We start from the raw sequence: 15,736 nt of genomic DNA, 5'->3' as shown, positions 1-15,736 counted from the left end.
TTCTTCCTCCTGCGCGAGGTCACCGCCGGGTCAGGCGGATGGGGTGGTCAACGGTCCGGACGACCGATATCCCTAGCTGGCAACGGACTCTAACAGTCGTGAACGCCTGCGGTCAGGCACGGTGGCCCCATCGGCCCCGAGGTGCATCAGACGTCACAAAGGGGATGCTTGCCCGGGTCACCCTGCGGCGCCCGGGCGAGCACCCCCACAAGCCTCACAGCTCGGTGGCGGACCCACCGGCTGCTGCGATCTTCTCCTTGGCCGACTCGCTGAAGGCGTGCGCCGACACCGTCAGCTTCACACCGCCCAGCTCGCCCGTGCCGAGGACCTTGACCGGCAGGTTCTTGCGAACCGCGCCGGCCTCGACGAGCTGCATCGGGCCGACCTCGCCGCCGTTCGGGAACAGCTCGGCCAGCCGGTCCAGGTTCACGACCTGGAAGACGACCTTGTTGCGGGGCTTGTTCTTCAGCCCCTTGATCTTCGGCAGGCGCATGTGGAGGGGCATCTGCCCGCCCTCGAACGCCGCCGAGACGTTCTTCCGGGCTCCGGAGCCCTTGGTGCCGCGACCGGCCGTCTTGCCCTTGGAGCCCTCACCGCGACCCACACGGGTCTTCGCGGTCTTGGCGCCGGGCGCCGGACGCAGGTGGTGGACCTTGATCGCCATTACTCGACCTCCTCAACGCTCACCAGGTGGCTCACGGTGAAGATCATGCCCCGAATCTCGGGGCGGTCCTCCTTGACCACCACATCGTTGATCCGCTTCAGGCCGAGCGACCGCAGGGACTCCCGCTGGTTGCGCTTACGGCCGATCTTGGATCGGGTCTGGGTGACCTTCAAGCGTGCCATCAGCGCACCGCCGCTTCCGCACGCGCCGCCAGCATGGCCGCCGGCGCCACGTCCTCGACCGGAAGACCACGACGGCTCGCGACCTGCTCCGGCGACTCGAGGCCCTTCAGCGCGGCCACCGTCGCGTGCACGATGTTGATCGGGTTCGACGAACCCAGGCTCTTGCTCAGAATGTCGTGGATCCCGGCGCACTCCAGCACGGCACGCACCGGGCCACCGGCGATGACACCGGTACCGGCCGACGCCGGCTTGAGGAGCACGACACCCGCGGCGGCTTCGCCGATGATCGGGTGCGGAATCGTGGCAGCGATCCGGGGCACCTTGAAGAAGTGCTTCTTGGCCTCCTCGACACCCTTGGCGATCGCCGCGGGCACCTCCTTGGCCTTCCCGTATCCGATGCCGACGGTGCCGTCGCCGTCGCCGACGATGACCAGGGCGGTGAAGCTGAAGCGACGACCACCCTTCACGACCTTCGCGACACGGTTGATCGCGACGACCCGCTCGAGGTGCGGAGTCTTGTCGACGGGCGCGTTTCCGCGGCCGCCCTCGCGACGGTTGTCCCGGCGGCCGCCACCTTCGTTGTTGCCGCCGGACCCGCCGCCACGGCGCTGCTGACCAGGCATTGGTATTCCTTCCTAGAACTCGAGTCCGGCTTCGCGGGCGGCATCGGCCAGCGCGGCGATTCGCCCCGCGTACCGGTTGCCGCCGCGATCGAAGACGACCTTGGACACGCCCGCGGCCTTGGCCCGCTCGGCCAGCAGCGCGCCGACCTTGCCGGCCTGCGAGCTCTTGTCGCCCTCGGCGCCCCGCAGGGACGCGTCGAGCGTGGAGGCCGACACGAGGGTGTGACCCTTGAGGTCGTCGATGACCTGCGCGGTGATGTGCCGCGTGGAACGCGTGACGACCAGACGGGGGCGCTCGGCGGAACCGCGGACGTTCTTGCGGACCCGGAAGTGCCGGCGCGCCTTTCCGACGGCCCGCTTGGCAGCGACACCGCCGCCGTTGCGGCGCTTGAGGAGCGTGGCGGTCACTTCTTACCTGCCTTTCCAGCCTTGCGACGGATGACCTCGCCCTGGTACTTGACGCCCTTGCCCTTGTAGGGCTCCGGCGGGCGGATCTTCCGGATGTTCGCGGCGACTTCGCCGACGAGCTGCTTGTCGATGCCCGCGACGGTGAACTGGGTCGGCCGCTCCACCGAGAAGGTGATGCCGGCCGGCGCGGCCACCGGAACCGGGTGCGAGAAGCCCAGGGCGAACTCGAGGTCCTTGCCCTTGGCGGTCACGCGGTAACCGGTGCCGTTGATCTCCAGCGTCTTCTTGTAGCCCTCGGTGACGCCCACGATCATGTTGGCGACCAGGGTACGCGACAGGCCGTGCAGTTCCTTGGCCTTGCGCTCGTCGTTGGGGCGGTTGACGACCAGCTCGCCGTCCTGCCGCTCGACCGTGATCGGTTCCGCGACGGTGTGCGAGAGCTCGCCCTTGGGACCCTTGACCTTGACGGTCTGGCCCGTGATGGTGATGTCGACGCCGGCCGGGACCGGGATCGACTTACGTCCGATTCGCGACATGTCAGAGTCTCCCGTTACCAGACGAAGGCGAGGACTTCCCCGCCAACGCTCCGCTTGCGGGCCTGCCGGTCGGTCAGCAGTCCCTGGGACGTCGAGATGATCGCGACGCCCAGGCCACCGAGCACCCGGGGGAGCTCGTCGGACTTCGCGTACACCCGCAGGCCGGGCTTGGACACGCGCTTGATGCCGGCGAGGCTGCGCTCGCGGCTCTGGCCGTACTTGAGCTCAATGACCAGGCTCTTGCCGACAGCGCCTTCCTCGGGCTCCTCGGCCGACCAGGAGGCGATGTAACCCTCGGCCTTGAGGACCTCGGCGATGTTCGCCTTGATCTTCGAGAAGGGCATGATCACCTTGTCGTGGTACGCCTGGTTGGCGTTACGCAGACGCGTCAGCATGTCTGCGATCGGGTCCGTCATCGTCATGGGTATTCGTCAACCTTTCTCGCCGGGGTTCCCAGTCGGGCCTACGGCGAAGCGGTATTGCTTGGTTACCAGGAAGCCTTCGAAACGCCGGGGAGCTCACCGCGGTGGGCCATCTCCCGGACGCACACCCGGCACAGGCCGAACTTGCGGTAGACCGAGTGCGGCCGGCCGCACTTCTGGCAGCGGGTGTAAGCGCGCACAGCGAACTTCGGCTTCGCGGCAGCCTTGATGATCAGCGCCTTCTTAGCCATGCTCAGTTCTCCTTGAACGGGAAGCCCAGGAGCTTGAGCAGCGCCCGGCCCTCGTCGTCGGTCTTGGCGGTGGTGACCACGGTGATGTCCATGCCGCGGGTCCGATCGATCTTGTCCTGGTCGATCTCGTGGAACACCGACTGCTCGGTCAGACCGAAGGTGTAGTTGCCGTGCCCGTCGAGCTTGCGCCCGTCCAGACCGCGGAAGTCACGGATACGCGGCAGCGCGATGGACAGCAGCCGGTCCAGGAACTCCCACATCCGGTCGTTGCGAAGGGTGACCTTCGCGCCGATCGGCATGCCCTCGCGCAGCTTGAACTGAGCGATGGACTTGGTGGCGCGGCGGATCAGCGGCTTCTGACCGGTGATCGTGGTGAGGTCGCGGACCGCGCCGTCGATCAGCTTGGCGTCGCGGGCAGCCTCGCCGACACCCATGTTCACGACGACCTTGACCAGGCCGGGGATCTGCATGGGGTTGCCGTACTTGTACTGCTCCCGCATGGCCGCCGCGACTTCTTCGCGGTACTTCTGCTTGAGGCGCGGCAGCGACTTGGGCTGCGTTTCCTGAGTCTGGGTGGCGGCAGTCATCACAGGTCCTTACCGGTGCTACGCGCGATGCGGACCTTCTGGCCACTGTCGTCGATGCGGTAGCCGACGCGAGTCGGCTTGCCGTCCGAGTCCACGATCTGCACGTTCGAGATGTGGATGGCGGCTTCCTGCGTGACGATGCCGCCGGTCTTGGCGCCGCGCTGGGTCGTACGGATGCGCTCGTGCTTCTTGACGCGGTTCACGCCCTCGACCAGGACCTTGTCCTGCCTCGGGTAGGCCGCGATGACCTTGCCCTTGGCGCCCTTGTCCTTACCGGCGATGACGACGACCGTGTCGCCCTTCTTGATCTTCACGGTCAGAGCACCTCCGGCGCCAGGCTGATGATCTTCATGAACCGCTTGTCGCGCAGCTCGCGGCCGACCGGGCCGAAGATGCGCGTACCGCGGGGGTCTCCGCCGTCCTTGATGATGACGGCGGCGTTCTCGTCGAAGCGGATGTACGAGCCGTCCGGCCGGCGCTTCTCCTTGGCGGTGCGGACGATGACCGCCTTGACGACGTCACCCTTCTTCACACCCGCGCCCGGGATGGCGTCCTTGACCGTGGCCACGATCACATCGCCGATGCTCGCGTAGCGGCGACCGGAGCCGCCGAGCACCCGGATGCACAGAATCTCCCGGGCACCCGTGTTGTCGGCGACGCGCAGTCGCGACTCCTGCTGGATCACGTCTGTCTCCTATGTCTGCCAGTTCTCCGAGTGACTCGAAGCTTGGCGGAACTACGGTTCGCCGGGCCTTTCGGCCCGGCGTTCCTCACTTGGCCTTTTCGAGGATCTCCACGATGCGCCACCGCTTGGTACGCGACAGCGGGCGGGTCTCCATCAGCGAAACCCGGTCACCGATGCCGCAGGCGTTCTGCTCGTCGTGGACCTGGAGCTTGCGGGTGCGGCGCAGGACCTTGCCGTACAGCGCGTGCTTGACGCGGTCCTCGACCTCGACGATGACGGTCTTGTCCATCTTGTCGCTGACCACGAGGCCCTCGCGCGTCTTGCGCTGAGCCCGCGGCGTGGCGGCAGTGTTCTCACTCATTACGCTGTCACCTCATCCGGCGCGGTCGAGAGCCCAAGCTCACGCTCACGCATGATCGTGTAGATCCGGGCGATGTCCCGGCGGACGACCTGCAGCCGGCGGTGGTTGTCCAGCTGACCGGTTGCGCCCTGCACGCGGAGATTGAACAGCTCCGCCTTGGCCTCCCGCAGCTTCGCGACCAGCTCCTCATCGGAGAAGTCGCGCAGCTCGGCTGCCTTAACGCCCGCTGCCATCAGCTCTCCACCCCTTCGCGTGTCACGATGCGGCACTTCATCGGGAGCTTGTGGATCGCGCGACGCATCGCTTCGCGCGCGATCGTCTCGTTCGGGAACGACATCTCGAAGAGAATGCGTCCCGGCTTGACGTTCGCCACCCACCACTCGGGCGAGCCCTTGCCGGAACCCATCCGGGTCTCGGCGGGCTTCTTGGTCAGGGCCTGGTCCGGGAAGACCGAGATCCAGACCTTGCCGCCACGCTTGATGTGGCGGGTCATCGCGATACGCGCCGACTCGATCTGCCGGTTGGTCACGTAGGCCGGTTCCAGAGCCTGGATACCGAACTCGCCGAAGACGACCCGGTTGCCGCCCTTGGACGCGCCGTGGCGGTCCGGGTGGTGCGGCTTGCGGAAGCCCTTCGGGGGCTTGCGCGGCATCAGCATGGCTCAGCCCTCCTGCTGCGTTTCGGCCGCGGCCGGAGCAGCGGCGGTTTCAGTGGCCGGAGCCGCCTGCTCCGCCGGAGCGGATGCGGCAGCCTGCGCGGCGCGGCCGGCCTCGGTGCCACCCGCGGTCGTCCCGGACGAGCCGGAGCGGCCACGACGGGGACGGTCCGGACGGTCGGCACGGTCCCGGCGCGGACGCGCGGGCGCCTCGGGGGCGACCTCACGGCCGGCGACGGCGTCGCCCTTGTAGATCCAGACCTTCACGCCGATGCGGCCGAACGTCGTGCGGGCCTCGAAGAAGCCGTACTCGATGTTGGCGCGCAGCGTGTGCAGCGGGACGCGACCCTCACGGTAGAACTCCGTGCGGCTCATCTCCGCGCCGCCGAGGCGGCCGGAGACCTGCACCCGGATGCCCTTGCAGATCGGGTTCTTCATGGCCGACTGCATGGCCTTGCGCATCGCCCGGCGGAAGCTGACCCGGCTGGACAGCTGCTCGGCGACCGCCTGGGCCACCAGCTGCGCGTCCGACTCGGGGTACTTCACCTCGAGGATGTTCAGCTGCACCTGCTTGCCGGTGAGCTTCTCGAGCTCGCCGCGGATGCGGTCGGCCTCCGCGCCCTTGCGGCCGATGACGATGCCCGGCCGGGCGGTGTGGATGTCGACCCGCACCCGGTCCCGGGTGCGCTCGATGTCCACCTTGGAGATGCCGGCGCGCTCCAGGCCCTTGGACATCATCCGGCGGATCTTGACGTCCTCGCCGATGTAGTCCTTGTAGAGCTTGTCCGCGAACCAGCGACTCTTCCAGTCGGTGGAGATGCCGAGCCGGAACCCGGTGGGGTGAACTTTCTGACCCATTACTCGGCACCTTCCGTGCTGTCGGCCTTGGTTCCCGGCGCCTTGGCTGGTTTGGTAGGCGCAGCCGCCTTAGCCGGCGCGGCCTTCTTGGCCGGGCGGGCCACTTGGACCGCCTCGACCGCGACGGTGATGTGACACGTGCGCTTCCGGATCCGGTACGCACGACCCTGCGCCCGCGGCCGGAACCGCTTGAGCGTGGGGCCCTCGTCGACGAACGCCTCACTGACCAGAAGCGCATCCGGGTCGAGCCGCTCGTTGTTCTCCGCGTTCGCGATCGCGCTGGCGAGCACCTTGTAGACCTGCTCGCTCGCACCCTGGGGCGCGAACTGCAGGACGGTGAGCGCCTCCTTCGCGGGCAGACCGCGGACGAGGTTGACCACCCGGCGCGCCTTGTTCGGCGAGATGCGCACGTGGCGCGCAATCGCCCGCGCGCCCGGAAGCACCGGAGCGTCGCCCTTGACTGGCATCGCTGTAGCTCCTAAATCCTCTGATCCGTGAATCTGCTGTTTAGCGGCGACGGCTCTTGCGGTCGTCCTTCTCGTGACCCTTGAACGTGCGGGTCAGAGCGAACTCCCCGAGCTTGTGGCCGACCATGGCCTCGGTGATGAACACCGGGACGTGCTTACGCCCGTCGTGCACGGCGATCGTGTGCCCGAGCATGTCGGGAATGATCGTCGAACGCCGAGACCAGGTCTTGATGACGTTCTTGGAGTTCTTCTCGTTCTGGACTTCCACCTTCTTGAGCAGGTGGTCGTCGACGAACGGGCCCTTCTTCAGGCTGCGTGGCATCTTCTTCTACTCCCGTTACCCGCGCTTGCGGGTGGCGTAGCGGCGGCGAACGATCATGCGGTCGCTCGGCTGACCCTTGCGTCGGGTGCGGCCCTCGGGCTTACCCGCCGGGTTCACCGGGTGGCGACCACCCGAGGTCTTGCCCTCACCACCACCGTGCGGGTGGTCGATCGGGTTCATGGCGACACCACGGACGGTCGGGCGCTTGCCCTTCCACCGCATGCGGCCGGCCTTGCCCCAGTTGATGTTCGACTGGTCGGCGTTGCCGATCTCGCCGACGGTGGCGCGGCAGCGCACGTCGACGCGACGGATTTCGCCGGAGGGCATACGCAGCGTGGCGTAGACACCCTCGCGACCGAGCAGCTGAATGCCGACGCCGGCCGAGCGGGCCAGCTTGGCGCCACCGCCGGGACGAAGCTCCACGTTGTGGATCGTCGTACCGACCGGGATGTTGCGCAGCGGCAGGTTGTTGCCCGGCTTGATGTCCGCGCCCACACCCGACTCGACCCGGTCACCCTGCTTCAGGTCCTTCGGCGCCACGATGTAGCGCTTCTCGCCGTCGGCATAGTGGAGCAGCGCGATGCGCGCCGTCCGGTTCGGGTCGTACTCGATGTGCGCGACCTTGGCCGGCACGCCGTCCTTGTCGTTGCGCTTGAAGTCGATCAGCCGGTACTGCCGCTTGTGGCCGCCGCCCTGGTGCCGCGTGGTGATGCGGCCGTGGACGTTACGTCCACCCTTCCTGGGCAGCGGAGCCAGCAGGCTCTTCTCCGGCGTCGACCGAGTGATCTCGGCGAAGTCCGAGACACTCGAGCCACGACGGCCCGGCGTGGTCGGCTTGTACTTACGGATAGGCATTAGTCATATCCCCTTAGCTGACCGGCCCGCCGAAGGCGTCGATCCGGTCGCCGTCAGCCAGCTTGACCATCGCGCGCTTGGTGGCCTTGCGCTGCCCGAACCCGGTCCGGGTGCGCTTGCGCTTGCCCTCGCGGTTCGCGGTGTTCACGGTCAGCACGCGGACTTCGAAGATCTGCTGGATCGCGATCTTGATCTGCGTCTTGTTGGCGTCCGGGTGGACCAGGAACGTGTACCAGTTCTGGTCGAGAACGCTGTAGCTCTTCTCGGAGATCACGGGAGCGATGACGATGTCCCGCGGATCGGCGATCGTGCTCACTTGTCCTCCTCAGAGGTCTCGGGCTCGCCCAGGAACTCCTCGAGCGCGGCCTTGGTGAAGACGACCTCGTCGGCGACCAGCACGTCGTACGTGTTCAGCTGCCCGGCCTCGAGGAGGTGCACGGTCGGCTCGTTACGCAGCGACGTCCAGTTCAGGTCGTCGTTGAACGCGAGCACGACCAGCACCTTGGTGCTCTCGGTCGCCTTGCGCAGCGTCGCGATCGCGGCCTTGGTCGACGGCTTCTCACCGTCGATGAAGGTCTCGACCACGTGCACGCGGCCGTCGCGGGCCCGGTCGGAGAGGGCGCCACGCAGGGCGGCGGCCTTCATCTTCTTGGGGGTCCGCTGGCTGTAGTCGCGCGGCACCGGGCCGTGGACCACGCCGCCGCCGGCGAACTGCGGAGCGCGGATCGAGCCCTGGCGGGCGCGACCGGTGCCCTTCTGCTTGTACGGCTTCTTGCCGCCGCCGGCCACCTCGCCGCGGGACTTGGCCTTGGCCGTGCCCTGCCGGGCCGCGGCGAGCTGGGCCACCACGACCTGGTGCATCAGCGGGATGTTCGCCTGCACGTCGAAGATGCTCTCGGGCAGGTCGACCGAACCGGCCTTCTCGCCCTGAACGTTCAGCACGTCAACGGAGCTCACTTGGCACCGCCCTTCTTCGCCGCGGTGCGGACCAGGATCAGCGCACCCTTGGGGCCGGGAACGGCGCCCTTGACGAGGATCAGGTTGTTCTCGGTGTCGATGGCCTGCACCGTGAGGTTCTGCACGGTGAAGCGCTTGCTGCCCATCCGGCCGGCCATCCGGACGCCCTTGAAGACGCGACCCGGGGTGGCGCAGGCGCCGATGGAGCCCGGCGAGCGGTGCTTGCGCTCGACACCGTGGCTGGCCTTCAGACCGTGGAAGCCGTGCCGCTTGATGACGCCGGCGTAGCCCTTGCCCTTGGTCTTGCCGGTGACGTCGATCGGCGCGCCGACCGGGAACGCCTCGACCGTGACCTCCTGGCCGAGCTCGTACTCACCGGCGTCGGTGGTGCGCAGCTCGACGATGTGCCGCCGCGGCGACACACCGGCCTTCGCGTAGTGGCCGCCCTTGGGCTTGCTCACCTTGCGCGGGTCGATGGCGCCGTACGCCAGCTGGACCGCTGCGTAGCCGTCCGTCTCGGGGGTGCGGACCTGGGTCACGACGCAAGGGCCGGCCTGCACCACAGTGACCGGGACGACCTTGTTGTTGTCCCAGACCTGGGTCATGCCGAGCTTGGCGCCCAGGATGCCCTTCACTTGCCTGTCCATTGTCCGGATCCCTACAGCTTGATCTCGATGTCGACGCCAGCCGGCAGGTCGAGACGCATCAGCGAATCGACCGTCTTCGGAGTCGGGTCGATGATGTCGATCAGACGCTTGTGCGTACGCATCTCGAAGTGCTCGCGCGAGTCCTTGTACTTGTGCGGCGAACGGATCACGCAGAAACGGTTGATTTCCGTGGGCAGCGGCACCGGGCCCGCAACCTGCGCACCGGTACGCGTCACCGTCTCGACGATCTTCCGCGCAGACGAGTCCACGACCTCGTGGTCATAGGCCTTGAGCCGGATGCGGATCTTCTGTCCCGCCATGATGGCTTCTGTTTCCTTCTCTCGATGCCGCTACTTGCGAAGGGTTCCTTCGCCTGTTTGTCCGACCCCCGCGGTCGGGCGTGTCGCGATCGCTCTCGCAATTGCGCGCTTGCAAAAACCCTCGGGGATCAGGGCGCCGGCGGCCGTAACACACACCGGACACCCGGCAAGGGTGGCCGACCGTAGAGCACGGTCGACCACCCCGCTCGGACGCAACCTGACTAGTATGCCGTATCGACCGCGGCGATGCTAATCGGGGTCACCGTCAGACGTTGATCTTCGTGACCGTTCCGGCGCCGACGGTGCGGCCACCCTCACGGATCGCGAACTTCAGGCCCTGCTCCATGGCGATCGGCTGGATCAGCTTGACCGACATGCTGGTGGAGTCGCCCGGCATGACCATCTCGGTGCCCTCGGGCAGCGTGACGACGCCGGTGACGTCCGTGGTGCGGAAGTAGAACTGCGGGCGGTAGTTCTGGAAGAACGGCGTGTGCCGGCCGCCCTCCTCCTTCGAGAGGATGTAGACCTGGCCCTCGAACTCCGTGTGCGGAGTCGTGGTGCCCGGCTTCACAACCACCATGCCGCGCTCGACGTCCTCGCGCTTGATGCCGCGGAGCAGCAGACCGACGTTCTCACCCGCGCGGGCCTCGTCGAGCAGCTTGCGGAACATCTCGATGCCGGTGCAGACGGTCTTCGTCGACTTCTCGCGGATGCCGACGATCTCGACCTCCTCGTTCGGCTTGAGGATGCCGCGCTCGGCGCGACCCGTGACCACGGTGCCGCGACCGGTGATCGTGAAGACGTCCTCGATGGGCATGAGGAACGGCTTCTCGACGTCACGCTCGGGCTGCGGGATCGCGGTGTCGACCGCGTTCATCAGCTCCATGAGCTTCTCGGTCCACTCGGCGTCGCCCTCGAGCGCCTTCAGCGCCGAGACGCGCACGACCGGCAGGTCGTCGCCCGGGAACTCGTAGGTGCTGAGCAGCTCACGAACCTCGAGCTCGACGAGCTCCAGGAGCTCCTCGTCGTCCACCATGTCGCTCTTGTTCAGGGCGACGACGATGTACGGAACGCCGACCTGGCGGGCCAGGAGCACGTGCTCCTTGGTCTGCGGCATCGGGCCGTCGGTCGCGGCGACCACCAGGATCGCGCCGTCCATCTGCGCGGCACCGGTGATCATGTTCTTGATGTAGTCGGCGTGGCCGGGGCAGTCCACGTGCGCGTAGTGCCGCGACGCGGTCTGGTACTCGACGTGTGCGATCGAGATCGTGATGCCACGGGCCTTCTCTTCAGGCGCCTTGTCGATCTCGTCGAACGGGGTGTACGGGTTCAGGTCCGGGTACTGGTCGTGCAGGACCTTCGTGATGGCCGCAGTCAGCGTCGTCTTACCGTGGTCGATGTGACCAATGGTGCCGATGTTGACGTGCGGCTTAGTCCGCTCGAACTTCGCCTTCGCCACTGGTGTCCTCCTGTGGACTGGGTCTTTTCTTTCTCCCGACCCGACTTGCCATCGGGAACGGCTGAACTCGCGGCCCCAAGAGGGCCGCCGCGTGGCCCCCTTGGGAGGGCCACCCGGTGATCAACGATCAGGCGCCGGTGGCCTTCGCGATGATCTCCTTCGCCACGTTCTGCGGAACCTCGGCGTAGGAGTCGAACTGCATGCTGTAGCTCGCCCGGCCCTGGGTCTTCGACCGCAGGTCGCCGACGTAGCCGAACATCTCCGATAGCGGCACCGAAGCCTTGATGACACGAGCGCCGGAGCGCTCCTCCATCGACTGGATCAGGCCGCGACGGGAGTTGAGGTCGCCGATGACGTCACCCATGTTGTCCTCGGGGGTGGTGACCTCAACGGCCATCATCGGCTCGAGCAGCGCGGGGTCGGCCTTGCGGGCCGCCTCCTTCATCACGATCGAACCGGCGATCTTGAACGCCATTTCGGACGAGTCGACCTCGTGGTACTGACCGTCCACCAGCGTCAGCTTCACACCGACCAGCGGGTAGCCGGCCAGCACGCCGTACTGCAGGGCGTCCTGGGCGCCGGCGTCCACCGAGGGGATGAACTCCTTCGGGATGCGACCGCCGGACACGGCGTTGACGAACTCGTAGGTCGGGCCGTCGGCGTCGAGCGGCAACGGCTCGACAGTGACGACGACCTTCGCGTACTGGCCCGAGCCACCGGTCTGCTTCTTGTGCACGTAGGTGAGCTTCTCGACCGTGCCGCGGATGGTCTCGCGGTATGCCACCTGCGGCTTGCCGATGTTCGCCTCGACGTTGAACTCACGCCGCATGCGGTCGACCAGGATGTCCAGGTGCAGCTCGCCCATGCCGGCGATGACCGTCTGCCCGGTCTCCTCGTCGTTCCAGACGCGGAAGGTCGGGTCCTCCTCGGCGAGCCGCTGGATCGCGGTGCCGAGCTTCTCCTGGTCGGACTTGGTCTTCGGCTCGATGGCGACCTGGATGACCGGCTCCGGGAAAGTCATCGACTCCAGGATGACCGGGTTGGCCGGGTCGCAGAGCGTGTCGCCGGTGGTGGTCTGCTTCAGACCCTGCACCGCGATGATGTCGCCGGCCTGCGCCGACGAGCGCTCCTCACGCTTGTTCGCGTGCATCTGATAGATCTTGCCGATCCGCTCCTTGCGGTCCTTGGTGGAGTTGACCACCTGGGACCCGGTCTCCACCGTGCCCGAGTAAACCCGGAAGTAGGTGAGCTTGCCGAGGTGCTTGTCGGTCTGGATCTTGAAGGCCAGGCCGGAGAACGGCTCCGAGTTCGACGGCCGGCGCAGCAGCGGCGTCTCACCGTCGGTCGCGGTGCCCTCGATGGCCGGGATGTCCAGCGGCGACGGCAGGAAGTCGACCACGGCGTCGAGCATGGGCTGCACGCCCTTGTTCTTGAACGCCGAGCCGCACAGCACCGGGTTGGCCTTGCTGGCGATCGTGGCGCGCCGGATGGCGGCCTTGATCTCGGCATCGGAGAGCGTGACGCCGTCGAGGTACTTGACCATGACGTCGTCGTCCACGTCGGCCAGGGTCTCGATCAGCTTCTCGCGCCACTCGGTCGCGGAGTCCAGCAGCTCGGCCGGGATCTCCTCGATCGCGTAGTCGTCGCCCTTCTGGGTCTCGCCACGCCAGGTGAGCGCGCGCATGCCGATCAGGTCGACGACGCCGATGTGGTCGCCCTCGAGCCCGATCGGGATCTGCAGCACGAGCGGGGTGGCGTTCAGCCGGTCGATCATCATCTGCACGCAGCGGAAGAAGTCGGCGCCGGTCCGGTCGAGCTTGTTGACGAAGCACATCCGAGGAACGTTGTACTTGTCCGCCTGCCGCCAGACGTTCTCCGTCTGGGGCTCCACGCCGGCCACACCGTCGTAGACCGCGACCGCACCATCCAGAACCCGAAGCGACCGCTCCACCTCGACCGTGAAGTCGACGTGACCGGGCGTGTCGATGATCTGGATCGTGTAACCCTTCCACTCGCACTTGGTGGCGGCGGAAGTGATCGTGATACCGCGTTCCTGTTCCTGCTCCATCCAGTCCATGACGGCCGCGCCCTCGTGGACTTCACCGATCTTGTACGTGATGCCGGTGTAGAACAGGATCCGCTCGGTCGTCGTGGTCTTACCAGCGTCGATGTGCGCCATGATGCCGATGTTGCGTACGTTGGCGAGCGCGTCTGCGGCGGCCACTTCAATCCCTCTTCGTCTTCGTCGTCGTCAAGTGGTGGTGAGTTACCACCGGTAGTGCGCGAAGGCCTTGTTGGACTCCGCCATCTTGTGCGTGTCCTCGCGCCGCTTGACGGCAGCGCCGAGTCCGTTGCTCGCGTCCAGCAACTCGTTCTGCAGACGCTCGATCATGGTCTTCTCGCGGCGGGCCTTGGAGTACTGCACCAGCCAGCGCAGGCCCAGGGTGGTCTGCCGCGGCGTGCGGACCTCGACCGGCACCTGGTAGGTCGCGCCACCCACACGGCGGCTGCGGACCTCGAGGGTCGGCTTGACGTTGTCCATCGCACGCTTGAGCGTCACCACCGGGTCGGTGCCGCTCTTCTCGCGGGCACCTTCGAGGGCGCCGTACACGATGCGCTCGGCGAGCTGACGCTTGCCGCCGATCAGGATCTTGTTCACCAGCTGGGTCACCAGCGGCGAGTTGTAAACCGGGTCCGGGACCACCGGGTGGCGCGGAGCGGGGCCTTTACGGGGCATGTCAGCTCTTCTCCTTCTTCGCGCCGTAACGGCTGCGGGCCTGCTTGCGGTTGCGGACACCCTGGGTGTCCAGCGAACCGCGGACGATCTTGTAGCGGACGCCCGGGAGGTCCTTCACACGACCGCCGCGCACGAGCACGATCGAGTGCTCCTGCAGGTTGTGGCCGACGCCCGGGATGTACGCCGTCACCTCGATCTGGCTGCTGAGCTTCACACGAGCGACCTTGCGCAGCGCAGAGTTCGGCTTCTTGGGGGTAGTGGTGTAGACGCGCGTGCACACGCCGCGCCGCTGAGGGCTTCCCTTCAGCGCCGGCGTCTTGGTCTTGCTCGTCTTCGCTTGACGGCCCTTTCGGACCAGCTGCTGGATCGTGGGCACCGGGTTTCTCCGCTCCCTTCGGCCGCTTCCACACGGCCGCACCGTCTTCGTTCTGCCTGGTGTGTCGAACGACCCGGGGGGATCGTCCGACACCCGCGGTCGGGCGTGTCGTCCGGCTCACGGTCCCGCCGCGCGCTGGTCACAACGCGCGTCGGGTCTTGTCTATGTGGGCTCTCAAGCCCGTCGTGCTCCTGCCCCGGTCTTGCCTACGACTCAGGGCGCACGCACGACTTGCCCGAGCAAGCCCGGGCACGAGGAAGAAGATTACCCACCACACGCTCGACGGTCAAAACGAGGCCGCCAGGCCATGATGGAGATCTCCGCGGAGTCAAGTGTACCGGGTGCCTCGGATCCGCGACGCAGCACGTCACGAGAACTGCAACAGCAGGGACAACGCCAGGCTCAACAGCGCGATTCCCGCCCCGGCCGAACCACACGAAATGCCGGTGATCGCCTGGCCACGGCCCACGAAGCGGAGCCGCCCGTCACGTCCGGAGCGCCGGATCTGCCGGGTGGCGGTCAGCCCGAGCGCGATCGCGCCGCCGCCGACCAGCACGGACAGCAGCGTGAAGGCGCCGGCCACCCAGCCGCCCCAGCCCTCCCCCGAGCCGATCGCGCCGAAGCACAGCACGAGCACGGAGACCAGGATCGAGGCGATCCCGGCGAGCATCGAGCCGATGGCGAGCCCGGACGTGCTGGACGGCACCTGGAGCTGCACGACCGCGAACTCGGTGCCGGGCACCTGGTCGACCCGCCCGGGCTGCCACAGGCCATCCTGCGGCGGCAGCGGGGGCGGCGCGGCGTGGGCATGCGGCGGCTGCGTCATGCCCCCAAGCTTGTCACCCGATCGGGGAACGTCGCAGCCCGGCTTCCACAGCCGTCAGTCGGTGTTGGTGTCGAAGTCCTGGCCCGGAGTGCCGGCCACGTGCAGCAGCCCGCTGATCGTGGCCACCACCAGCGCGGTCAGCGCCAGGATGATGCCCGCCCAGGCCAGCTTGCGGCCGCGCCGGACCCACTTGTTGCCGGTCAGGTAACCACCCGCGGCATATTGCTGGCGGTGGGTCTGCCGGGCCAGCAGCAGCGCGATGGTGGCCGGGATCACGCCGCCGACCAGCGGGCCGGTGAGCAACGCGACGATGCCGAGCGCGAACACGGCGCGGGCCTTGGTGGACGAGGCCGGCTCCGGATCCATCGGGTGGCGGGTGGGCGCCGTCGCGGGAAGGGTCACGCATCCATCTTAGGAACAAGAACAGGGTGGGGGGGGGTTTGTGGGGGTGCCCTTGCCCGGTCACCCGACCCCGCGGGGCACAACTCACAGGGCGAACCCAAACCCAAACTCCCCCACCCCACAACCCTCCCCCCTT

27 protein-coding genes are annotated in these 15,736 nt (G+C 67.3%); all 27 read right to left on the bottom strand.

Annotated elements, in window-relative coordinates:
• Positions 1 to 214: 214 nt before the first annotated feature.
• Positions 215 to 664 (bottom strand): 50S ribosomal protein L15, encoded by a 450-nt coding sequence (gene rplO, locus ACZ6TI_RS10000; RefSeq protein WP_465344628.1) that lies wholly within the window; start codon positions 662 to 664, stop codon positions 215 to 217.
• Positions 664 to 846: a 50S ribosomal protein L30 gene (gene rpmD, locus ACZ6TI_RS09995; RefSeq protein ID WP_465344627.1), complete on the bottom strand. Its 183-nt coding sequence runs from the start codon at positions 844 to 846 to the stop codon at positions 664 to 666. The genes rplO and rpmD overlap by 1 nt, the downstream gene beginning before the upstream one ends.
• On the bottom strand, positions 846 to 1,469 hold the full coding sequence (rpsE, locus tag ACZ6TI_RS09990) for a 30S ribosomal protein S5 (RefSeq protein ID WP_465344626.1): 624 nt from the start codon (positions 1,467 to 1,469) through the stop codon (positions 846 to 848). The genes rpmD and rpsE overlap by 1 nt, the downstream gene beginning before the upstream one ends.
• A gap of 12 nt (positions 1,470 to 1,481) precedes the next feature.
• Positions 1,482 to 1,877: a 50S ribosomal protein L18 gene (gene rplR / locus ACZ6TI_RS09985; protein WP_465344625.1), complete on the bottom strand. Its 396-nt coding sequence runs from the start codon at positions 1,875 to 1,877 to the stop codon at positions 1,482 to 1,484.
• Positions 1,874 to 2,413 (bottom strand): 50S ribosomal protein L6, encoded by a 540-nt coding sequence (rplF, locus tag ACZ6TI_RS09980; protein ID WP_465344624.1) that lies wholly within the window; start codon positions 2,411 to 2,413, stop codon positions 1,874 to 1,876. Before rplF ends, rplR begins: the two co-directional genes overlap by 4 nt.
• A 14-nt stretch (positions 2,414 to 2,427) precedes the next feature.
• On the bottom strand, positions 2,428 to 2,835 hold the full coding sequence (gene rpsH, locus ACZ6TI_RS09975; RefSeq protein ID WP_465344623.1) for a 30S ribosomal protein S8: 408 nt from the start codon (positions 2,833 to 2,835) through the stop codon (positions 2,428 to 2,430).
• A gap of 65 nt (positions 2,836 to 2,900) precedes the next feature.
• Positions 2,901 to 3,086: a type Z 30S ribosomal protein S14 gene (locus tag ACZ6TI_RS09970; RefSeq protein WP_465344622.1), complete on the bottom strand. Its 186-nt coding sequence runs from the start codon at positions 3,084 to 3,086 to the stop codon at positions 2,901 to 2,903.
• A 2-nt stretch (positions 3,087 to 3,088) separates the two neighbouring features.
• Positions 3,089 to 3,673, bottom strand: a complete 585-nt coding sequence (gene rplE / locus ACZ6TI_RS09965) for a 50S ribosomal protein L5 (protein WP_465344621.1) — start codon at positions 3,671 to 3,673, stop codon at positions 3,089 to 3,091.
• Complete coding sequence (rplX, locus tag ACZ6TI_RS09960; RefSeq protein ID WP_465344986.1) at positions 3,673 to 3,993, bottom strand: 50S ribosomal protein L24; 321 nt, start codon at positions 3,991 to 3,993, stop codon at positions 3,673 to 3,675. The genes rplE and rplX overlap by 1 nt, the downstream gene beginning before the upstream one ends.
• On the bottom strand, positions 3,990 to 4,358 hold the full coding sequence (gene rplN, locus ACZ6TI_RS09955) for a 50S ribosomal protein L14 (protein ID WP_015619002.1): 369 nt from the start codon (positions 4,356 to 4,358) through the stop codon (positions 3,990 to 3,992). Before rplN ends, rplX begins: the two co-directional genes overlap by 4 nt.
• An 85-nt stretch (positions 4,359 to 4,443) precedes the next feature.
• Positions 4,444 to 4,719 (bottom strand): 30S ribosomal protein S17, encoded by a 276-nt coding sequence (rpsQ, locus tag ACZ6TI_RS09950; RefSeq protein ID WP_465344620.1) that lies wholly within the window; start codon positions 4,717 to 4,719, stop codon positions 4,444 to 4,446.
• Positions 4,719 to 4,952: a 50S ribosomal protein L29 gene (rpmC, locus tag ACZ6TI_RS09945; protein ID WP_465344619.1), complete on the bottom strand. Its 234-nt coding sequence runs from the start codon at positions 4,950 to 4,952 to the stop codon at positions 4,719 to 4,721. Before rpmC ends, rpsQ begins: the two co-directional genes overlap by 1 nt.
• A complete protein-coding gene (rplP, locus tag ACZ6TI_RS09940) occupies positions 4,952 to 5,377 on the bottom strand; it encodes a 50S ribosomal protein L16 (protein ID WP_465344618.1) in 426 nt (141 codons plus the stop codon). The genes rpmC and rplP overlap by 1 nt, the downstream gene beginning before the upstream one ends.
• Positions 5,378 to 5,380: 3 nt before the next feature.
• Positions 5,381 to 6,232: a 30S ribosomal protein S3 gene (gene rpsC, locus ACZ6TI_RS09935; RefSeq protein ID WP_465344617.1), complete on the bottom strand. Its 852-nt coding sequence runs from the start codon at positions 6,230 to 6,232 to the stop codon at positions 5,381 to 5,383.
• Positions 6,232 to 6,699, bottom strand: a complete 468-nt coding sequence (gene rplV, locus ACZ6TI_RS09930) for a 50S ribosomal protein L22 (protein ID WP_465344616.1) — start codon at positions 6,697 to 6,699, stop codon at positions 6,232 to 6,234. The genes rpsC and rplV overlap by 1 nt, the downstream gene beginning before the upstream one ends.
• Before the next feature lie 40 nt (positions 6,700 to 6,739).
• Entirely contained in the window at positions 6,740 to 7,021 is a 282-nt protein-coding gene (gene rpsS, locus ACZ6TI_RS09925; RefSeq protein WP_020513590.1) for a 30S ribosomal protein S19, read from the bottom strand.
• Positions 7,022 to 7,036: 15 nt separating this feature from the next.
• Positions 7,037 to 7,876 carry a 50S ribosomal protein L2 gene (gene rplB / locus ACZ6TI_RS09920; RefSeq protein ID WP_465344615.1) on the bottom strand — a complete coding sequence of 280 codons (840 nt, stop codon included), beginning with the start codon at positions 7,874 to 7,876 and terminating at the stop codon, positions 7,037 to 7,039.
• 13 nt (positions 7,877 to 7,889) lie between these two features.
• A complete protein-coding gene (gene rplW / locus ACZ6TI_RS09915; RefSeq protein ID WP_465344614.1) occupies positions 7,890 to 8,192 on the bottom strand; it encodes a 50S ribosomal protein L23 in 303 nt (100 codons plus the stop codon).
• Positions 8,189 to 8,833, bottom strand: a complete 645-nt coding sequence (gene rplD, locus ACZ6TI_RS09910; protein ID WP_465344613.1) for a 50S ribosomal protein L4 — start codon at positions 8,831 to 8,833, stop codon at positions 8,189 to 8,191. Before rplD ends, rplW begins: the two co-directional genes overlap by 4 nt.
• Positions 8,830 to 9,480 (bottom strand): 50S ribosomal protein L3, encoded by a 651-nt coding sequence (rplC, locus tag ACZ6TI_RS09905; RefSeq protein WP_465344612.1) that lies wholly within the window; start codon positions 9,478 to 9,480, stop codon positions 8,830 to 8,832. Before rplC ends, rplD begins: the two co-directional genes overlap by 4 nt.
• Before the next feature lie 11 nt (positions 9,481 to 9,491).
• Positions 9,492 to 9,800, bottom strand: coding sequence for a 30S ribosomal protein S10 (gene rpsJ, locus ACZ6TI_RS09900; protein ID WP_007073037.1), 309 nt, complete (start codon positions 9,798 to 9,800; stop codon positions 9,492 to 9,494).
• A 265-nt stretch (positions 9,801 to 10,065) separates the two neighbouring features.
• Positions 10,066 to 11,259, bottom strand: coding sequence for an elongation factor Tu (tuf, locus tag ACZ6TI_RS09895; protein WP_465344611.1), 1,194 nt, complete (start codon positions 11,257 to 11,259; stop codon positions 10,066 to 10,068).
• Positions 11,260 to 11,386: 127 nt separating this feature from the next.
• A complete protein-coding gene (gene fusA / locus ACZ6TI_RS09890; protein ID WP_465344610.1) occupies positions 11,387 to 13,483 on the bottom strand; it encodes an elongation factor G in 2,097 nt (698 codons plus the stop codon).
• A gap of 42 nt (positions 13,484 to 13,525) precedes the next feature.
• On the bottom strand, positions 13,526 to 13,996 hold the full coding sequence (gene rpsG, locus ACZ6TI_RS09885; RefSeq protein ID WP_465344609.1) for a 30S ribosomal protein S7: 471 nt from the start codon (positions 13,994 to 13,996) through the stop codon (positions 13,526 to 13,528).
• A gap of 1 nt (position 13,997) precedes the next feature.
• Positions 13,998 to 14,372: a 30S ribosomal protein S12 gene (gene rpsL, locus ACZ6TI_RS09880; RefSeq protein ID WP_014440718.1), complete on the bottom strand. Its 375-nt coding sequence runs from the start codon at positions 14,370 to 14,372 to the stop codon at positions 13,998 to 14,000.
• Between the two features lie 367 nt (positions 14,373 to 14,739).
• Positions 14,740 to 15,198 carry a hypothetical protein gene (locus ACZ6TI_RS09875; protein WP_465344608.1) on the bottom strand — a complete coding sequence of 153 codons (459 nt, stop codon included), beginning with the start codon at positions 15,196 to 15,198 and terminating at the stop codon, positions 14,740 to 14,742.
• A 54-nt stretch (positions 15,199 to 15,252) separates the two neighbouring features.
• Positions 15,253 to 15,564 carry a hypothetical protein gene (locus ACZ6TI_RS09870; protein ID WP_465344985.1) on the bottom strand — a complete coding sequence of 104 codons (312 nt, stop codon included), beginning with the start codon at positions 15,562 to 15,564 and terminating at the stop codon, positions 15,253 to 15,255.
• Positions 15,565 to 15,736: the final 172 nt, after the last annotated feature.

The organism is Actinoplanes sp. NPDC051388 (genome assembly GCF_055586225.1).
This window is presented reverse-complemented; position numbering and strand designations above follow the sequence as displayed.